Consider the following 5,024-nt stretch of genomic DNA (forward strand, 5'->3'; position numbering starts at 1 on the left):
CGGCCGCGGTCGGCACGCCGGTCGTGTCGTTGTTCGCGCCGGTCGTCCCGGCGGCAAGGTGGGCGCCGCACGGCAGGCACGTGCTGCTCGGTGACCAGAACGCGCCGTGCCGCGACACGAGGGCCCGTGAGTGCCCCGTGCCCGGCCATCCGTGCCTCGATCTCATCGACCCGGCGGAGGTCGTGGCGGCGGTCGCGGAGGTGGCGGCGTGAGGATCCTGCTCTGGCACGTGCACGGCTCCTGGACGCACTCGTTCGTCCAAGGCCGGCACGACTACCTGATCCCCGGACCGCCGCACGGCATCGGGCTGGCCGGCCGGCCGTGGCGCGCCACCGAAACAGATCTGTCCGATGTGGACCCCGACATCGTGGTCGTGCAGCGGCTGGAGGAACTGTCCAAGATCCCGCCGGACGTCCCGACGGTGTACCTGGAACACAACACACCGAGTGCGCCGTCGAAGCGGCATCCACTCGCAGACTGGGACGGAACCCTGGTCCACGTCACGCACTTCAACGACCTGATGTGGGACTGCGGCACCACCAGGACCGTCGTGATCGAGCACGGTGTCGTCGATCCGGGACCGCTCTACACCGGCGAGCTCCCGAGCGCGGCAACGGTGATCAACGAACCGGTCCGGCGCGGCCGGATCGTGGGCACCGACCTGCTGCCGCGGTTCGAGCCGATCGACGTGTTCGGCATGGGCACCGAGCAGATGGGTACTGGGCAGATCGGAGGCATGGGGGACCACGAGTTAGGAGCGTTGCACAGGGAGTTGGCCCGCCGCCGCGTCTACGTGCACACACCGCGCTGGACGTCGCTCGGGCTGTCGCTGCTGGAGGCGATGCACATCGGCATGCCGGTGGTCGCTCTGGCGAGCACGGAGGCGATACGGGCCGTACCCGCGGAAGCGGGTGCGATCTCGACGAACGTGGAGGAGTTGGTGAGCGCGGCGGGGGAGCTGATCGCCGATCCCGCTCTCGCTCTGGACAAAGGGAAACGGGCCCGCGAGCACGCGCTGGCCCGGTACGGGCTCGATGCGTTCCTGCGCAACTGGGACGCGCTGCTCAAGGAGGTGATCGGATGAGGATCGCGATGGTGTCGGAGCACGCCAGCCCGGTCGCGGCCCTGGGAGGTGCCGACGCGGGCGGACAGAACGTGCACGTGGCCGCACTCGCGGCCGCGTTGGTACGACGAGGACACGAAGTGGCGGTCTACACGAGGCGCGACGCCCGCGGACTGCCCCGCCGCGTCGACACCGACGACGGGTACGAGGTCGTGCACGTGCCGGCGGGACCCGCGAAGCAGGTTCCGAAGGACGAGCTTCTGCCCCACATGACCGACTTCTCGCGCTTCCTCATGCAGGACTGGCGGGACGGGCCGCCGGACGTGGTGCACAGCCACTTCTGGATGTCCGGGCTGGCCTCGGTGCTGGCGGTGCGGCGTGACCGCGTCCCGATCGTCCACACGTACCACGCCCTGGGCACGGTGAAGCGCCGCTATCAGGGCGCGCGGGACACCAGCCCGCCCGACCGGATCGCGATCGAACGCCTGGTGGGCCACGAGGTGGACGCCGTCGCGGCCACCTGTGACGACGAGCTCGACGAGCTGATCGCCATGGGACTGAAGCGGAGCAAGATCACGGTCGTGCCCTGCGGAGTGGACACGAAGTTGTTCTCCCAGGTCGTCCGGTGGCCGAGCGCACGGCACCGAACCGGATCGTGTCGGTCGGCAGGCTGGTGCCGCGCAAGGGTTTCGACGACCTCATCACCGCACTGTCGCTGGTGCCGGACACCGAGCTCGTGATCGCGGGAGGCCCTCCCGACCTCAAAGGCGACCCCGAGGCGCAACGGCTGATCGCCTGCGCCGAGTCGCACGGGGTGTCGGACCGCGTGCATCTGATCGGACAGGTGGCGCGCACGGACATGCCTGCCCTGTTGCGCTCGGCGGACGTCGTGGCGTGCGTGCCGTGGTACGAGCCGTTCGGCATCGTGCCGCTGGAGGCGATGGCGTGCGGTGTTCCCGTTGTCGCGTCGGCGGTCGGTGGCCTGACCGACACGGTGGTCCACGGTGTGACCGGTGTGCTGACCCCGCCGCGTGATCCCAGGAACCTCGGACGCGCGCTGCGGAAGTTGCTCGCGGACCCGTCGCGTCGCATGGCCTACGGGATCGCCGGCCAGGACCGGGTGGAGGCCAGGTACACGTGGGACGAGGTCGCGGCGCGCACGGAGCTCGTCTACCAGCGCGTGGCTGTGAGCGACGATCTGGCGGTGGCCCAGTGACCGTCGAAAGCCACCTCGCCGGACTGGACGACACACTGACAGGCCTTCGTGCTCAAGCCCCGCGCATCACCCGCTGGGGCGCGTTGCTCGCCCGCGTGCTCCTGGACGGCGGCAGGGTGCTCGCGGCGGGCAACGGGGGATCCGCCGCCGAGGCCCAGCACCTCACTGCTGAGCTCGTCGGACGCTACCGGCACGACCGCGCGCCGTTCTCCGCGCTGGCATTGTGCGCCGAGACCTCGAGCGTCACCGCGATCGCCAACGACTACGGCTACGACCAGGTGTTCGCTCGTCAGGTGACCGCGCACGCCCGGCCTGGGGACATCGTCGTCCTGCTGTCCACCAGCGGCCGGAGCGCGAACCTGCTGGAGGCGGCGCACGCCGCCCGGCTGGCCGGCGCGACCGTGTGGGCGCTGACCGGACCGGTGCCGAACCCGTTGGCCTCGCTGGCCGACGACACCCTCGCGTTGCCCGGCGACCCGTGCCACGTGCAGGAGGCGCAGCTGGTGGTCGTGCACGCGTTGTGCGAGGCCTTCGAGACCGCGTTGCCCGCGGCCTTCCGGAGGGCCTCGTGAAGCTGGTCGTGGTGGGTGACGCACTGCTGGACGTCGACGTGGAAGGCACCGTCAGCAGGGTCTGCCCTGACGCTCCCGCGCCGGTGCTGGACGTCGACGGCGAGCATCCCCCGTGCCGGTGGCGCGCGCTGGCGGCGACCATGGCCGCGCGCGACGGCGTGGACGTGACGCTGGTCAGCGCGCTGGCGGAGGACGAGGCGGGGGAGCGGCTGCGGTCCCTGATCGCGGTTCCCGGTGTGTTCGGCCGCAGTGCCGATGCCACGCCGGTGAAGACCAGGCTGCGGTCAGGCGGAACGTCGTTGGCCCGCATGGACCGAGGCGGAGGTGCTACGGCGCCACGGGTGACCGACGACATGCTCGACGCGGTGCTGTCCGCCGACTTCGTGCTGGCGTCCGACTACGGACGAGGGCTGCTGCGCGACGAACGGCTTCGCTCGGTCCTCACCCGTGTCCCGGTGGTCTGGGATCCGCATCCGCGCGGTCCGGCTCCGGTGCCGGGCGTGCGGCTGGCGACCCCGAACCTGGCCGAGGCCACGGGGTTCAGCGGCACGGCGGACCCGGACGAGGCGGCAGCCGGGCTGCTGTCGACGTGGAAGGCACGCGCGGTCGTGGTGACGCTGGGCGGAAAGGGTGCGTTGCTCCACTGTGGAGGGACGCCTGTCGCGGTGCCGGCGCCGTCCGTTCCTGTCGCCGACCCGTGTGGAGCGGGAGACCGGTTCGCCGTCACGGCCGCCGTGCGACTGGCCGGTGGTGCGGCACCGGACGACGCGGTGGCCGACGCCGTGGGAGCCGCGGCCGAGTTCCTCGCCCGTGGTGGTGTGTCGGGGATGCGCGCTCCGCTTCCCTCCACTGTGGACGAAGTGCGTGGCCGTGGCGGAGTCGTGGTCGCGACCGGCGGGTGTTTCGATGTCCTGCACCCCGGCCATGTGCGGATGCTGGCGGCCGCACGGGCGTTGGGGGACTGCCTGGTGGTGTGCCTCAACTCCGACCTGTCGGTGCGGCGCCTCAAGGGCGAGGGGCGACCTGTCAACGGCCAGAACGAGCGCACCGAGGTGTTGCGCGCACTCGAGTCGGTGGACGACGTGATCGTGTTCGGTGAGGACACCCCGGAACACGTGCTGGGCCGCCTGAAGCCGGACGTGTGGGTGAAAGGTGGCGACTACACCGCCGAACTGTTGCCGGAAGCCGCCGTCGTGCGGCGCTGGGGTGGCCGGACGGTGGTCGTGCCGTACCACCGCGGTCATTCGACGACCGAGATCCTGTCGAGGAGGGCTTGATGCTGGGGCACGTGCTGGTGACCGGAGGCGCGGGCGGGCTCGGTGCCGCAGTCGTGGACGCGGTGGCCGACGCCGGGGGAACGCCGCTGGTGCTGGACAAGTCGGCGCCGGACAAGGCCGACTTCGAGCTGGTCGACCTGGCGGACGGGCGGGCAGCGGAGGCCGCCGTGCACAAGCTCGCCGAACGGCATGGCGGCTTCAGCGGTGTCGTGACCGCCGCCGGCATCGACCGGTGCGGCACGCTGGCGGAGGTACCCGCCGAGGAGTGGGAACAGGTCGTGCGGGTCAACCTGTTCGGCACGGCGGCCGTCATCAGGGCCGCGTTGCCGCATCTGGAGAACGGGCGCGTTGTGACCGTCGCGTCCACGCTCGGGTTGCGCGCGGTCAGCGACGCGACCGCCTACTGCGCCTCGAAGTTCGGCGTTGTCGGGTTCACCCGCGCGCTGGCCGCCGAGACCGCGGGGCGCGTAGGGGTCACCCTGGTGGTGCCCGGTGGGATGCGGACGAACTTCTTCAACGACCGGACCGAGCAGTACCGGCCGACGGACCTGACGAAGCTCAACCCGCCCGACCGGGTGGCGTCCGCGATCCTGTTCGCGTTGAGCCAGCCGAAGGACTGCGAGGTGCGTGAGCTCGTGATCGCGCACAGCGAGGAACCGTCCTGGCCTTAGGTTTCCCCGCACCCCGTTGTGGGTACGAGACCAGGATGAACGGTGAGGACGAGCTGGAGGAGCTGGACGAGGACTCGCTGCACGACAGCGAGGCGCTGCCCGCAGAGCGGCCGAACCCGATCGTCATCGAAACTTCGAACCTTCGAAGTTTGGGATTCGTGTTTGCCCTGGTCAGGACCTAATTTCGAAGGTTCGATTCATTCGCGGGGGACGGCGGTGAAGACC

6 protein-coding genes and 1 pseudogene are annotated in these 5,024 nt (G+C 70.7%); all 7 read left to right on the top strand.

The window, feature by feature from the left end:
- Positions 1-212, top strand: a 212-nt coding sequence (locus tag FXN61_RS47140; protein WP_167980295.1) for a glycosyltransferase family protein, incomplete at its 5' end; no start/stop codon positions are given.
- A complete protein-coding gene (locus FXN61_RS47145; RefSeq protein WP_167980296.1) occupies positions 209-1,084 on the top strand; it encodes a glycosyltransferase in 876 nt (291 codons plus the stop codon). The genes FXN61_RS47140 and FXN61_RS47145, both read left to right, overlap by 4 nt.
- Positions 1,081-2,279: pseudogene (locus FXN61_RS47150) on the top strand (glycosyltransferase). The gene FXN61_RS47145 and the pseudogene FXN61_RS47150 overlap by 4 nt, the downstream one beginning before the upstream one ends.
- Complete coding sequence (locus FXN61_RS47155) at positions 2,276-2,851, top strand: D-sedoheptulose-7-phosphate isomerase (RefSeq protein ID WP_167980297.1); 576 nt, start codon at positions 2,276-2,278, stop codon at positions 2,849-2,851. The pseudogene FXN61_RS47150 and the gene FXN61_RS47155 overlap by 4 nt, the downstream one beginning before the upstream one ends.
- Complete coding sequence (gene rfaE2 / locus FXN61_RS47160) at positions 2,848-4,128, top strand: D-glycero-beta-D-manno-heptose 1-phosphate adenylyltransferase (protein ID WP_167980298.1); 1,281 nt, start codon at positions 2,848-2,850, stop codon at positions 4,126-4,128. Before FXN61_RS47155 ends, rfaE2 begins: the two co-directional genes overlap by 4 nt.
- Positions 4,128-4,799, top strand: coding sequence for an SDR family oxidoreductase (locus tag FXN61_RS47165; RefSeq protein ID WP_167980299.1), 672 nt, complete (start codon positions 4,128-4,130; stop codon positions 4,797-4,799). Before rfaE2 ends, FXN61_RS47165 begins: the two co-directional genes overlap by 1 nt.
- 35 nt (positions 4,800-4,834) lie before the next feature.
- Positions 4,835-4,981 (top strand): hypothetical protein, encoded by a 147-nt coding sequence (locus FXN61_RS47170; protein WP_167980300.1) that lies wholly within the window; start codon positions 4,835-4,837, stop codon positions 4,979-4,981.
- Positions 4,982-5,024 lie beyond the last annotated feature (43 nt).

Origin of the sequence: Lentzea indica (genome assembly GCF_012184385.1) — a bacterium.
In the GTDB taxonomy this organism is placed as follows: Bacteria; Actinomycetota; Actinomycetes; order Mycobacteriales; family Pseudonocardiaceae; genus Lentzea; species Lentzea indica.